This is a genomic window from Tissierella sp. (assembly GCF_052089545.1).
Taxonomy (GTDB): domain Bacteria; phylum Bacillota; class Clostridia; order Tissierellales; family Tissierellaceae; genus Tissierella_A.
Window position 1 is genome coordinate 2,513 of record NZ_JBQDAA010000181.1, and the last position, 2,161, is coordinate 4,673.

The 2,161-nt window shown below is 26.3% G+C and carries 1 protein-coding gene; it reads left to right on the plus strand.

All coding sequences use genetic code 11. From position 1 onward, the window contains the following. Positions 1-430: 430 nt before the first annotated feature. A partial coding sequence (locus ACTHW2_RS10940) for an ABC transporter ATP-binding protein (RefSeq protein ID WP_442263954.1) occupies positions 431-2,161 on the plus strand: 1,731 nt, incomplete at its 3' end.

Consider the following 2,161-nt stretch of genomic DNA (forward strand, 5'->3'; position numbering starts at 1 on the left):
AATAATAGTCCAGCTACTGCACCTATTGTTGAACCTATGACTGTACCTGCCGCTACATTTTTTGCTACTTTAACTTTTTTCTTTCTCGCCGCTTCTTTTCTTTTTTCTTCTAACATTTTACCTAACATTTAAATCTCCCCTTTAGTACATTTTTATTGTTGTCTGTTGTTACTAATACCCTAATAAGATTACTATAATCATATTATATTTAAAATACCTAAAGTTTTAAATTAAAGAATATAGTGTATATTTAATATATTACCTTATTTATTAAAAACTATACATTTTGTACAAAACCATGTTGTTAAAACATTTATAATTTAATCAATTAGCTTTTATATACAAATAGAAGGTATAATAAATATAAGGCAGATATAAAGCATTAATAATAATTAATTTTATTTTACATAAAATTAGGAGGTATATATATATGAGTTCATTTAAACGTTTAAAAGGTTTCTTTCTTGAAAATAAATGGCACTATCTAATTGGTTTATTTTGGTTACTCTTTGTAGATCTAGTCCAATTAATTGTTCCAAAAATTTTAGAGCTTCTAACAGATGGTCTACAAAACAATAGCATTATATATTCTGATTTAATAAAATATTCCTTTTATATAATTTTGACTGGAGCTGGAATAGGAATAGGAAGATACTTTTGGAGAATATATATAATTGGTAATTCTAGAAAGTTAGAATACTATTTAAGAAATAAGCTCTTCAATCATTTATCTACATTATCAACAAGCTTTTTTAACCATAACAAAACAGGAGATTTAATGAGTCATGCTACTAATGATATAAACTCTATTAGGATGGCTTTAGGGTTTGGTACTATAATGTTTATCGATTCTCTCTTTATTATAATTTTATCATTGATTATGATGGTAAGAACCACTAACTTAAGACTTACTTTTATTGCAGTTCTAAATTTACCTATAATAATAATTTTGACAAGGAAATTTGGATCCGTTATATATAAAAGGTCTAAAAATGTCCAGGCAGCACTCTCTGATTTAACAGAAACAACTCAAGAAAGTTTTTCTGGAATAAGAGTTATAAAATCATTTGTGCAAGAAGATTTAGTCTCAAAAGAATTTTCTAAAGTTAATGATAATAATTTTACAAAAAACTTAGACCTAGTCAAAGTTTCAGGTTCCTTTAGACCTCTATTGCAATTTGTATTTTCTATAAGTCTTCTTATAACAATATTTTATGGAGGAAAAGAAGTTATCGTAGGTAATATATCTCTTGGATCTTTTGTAGCTTTTAATTCTTACTTGGCTCTTTTAAACTGGCCAACTAGAGCTCTAGGCCAAGTTATAAATGTATTACAAAGAGGCGCAGCATCTATGGATAGATTAAATGCAATATTTGATAAAAAACCTGAAATAAGAGAAAAAGATAATGCAATATTTTTAGATGATTTTAAAGAAAAAATAGAATTTAAAAATGTAAGTTTTAAATATACAAATAGTAAACACAAGGCACTTACAGATATAAACTTAAAAATTAATAAAGGAGATACATTAGCTATAATAGGTAAGGCAGGAAGCGGAAAAACTACTATAATAAACCTATTGCTGAGATTGTATGATATAGATAAAGGTTCTATTTGTATAGATGGTATAAATATTAAAGACATTAGTTTAAAATCCTTAAGAGAAAATATAGGATATGTACCTCAAGACAATTTTCTTTTTTCAGAAACTATAAAAAGTAATATTAGTTTTGCCTTTGATGAAGAACCCCCTATAGAAGAAATATATTCATCAGCTAGAGATGCTGAGATATATAATAATATTATTGAATTCCCTAAGGGTTTTGATACTATTTTAGGAGAAAGGGGAGTAACACTCTCCGGTGGACAAAAGCAACGAACTTCAATAGCTAGGGCTTTAATAAAAAAGCCTTCAGTTCTTATATTAGATGATAGTTTATCTGCAGTAGATACGGCTACAGAAGAAAGTATATTAAATAATCTTGATAAAATTGATAATGATGTTACTAAGATAATAATTAGCCATAGAATCTCAACCATTCAATCTGCTAATGAAATTATATTTTTAGATGATGGTAAAATTAAAGAAAGAGGAACACATGATAAATTATTGAAATTAAATGGTTTATACAAAGATTTGTATGAAAAACAATTATTAGAA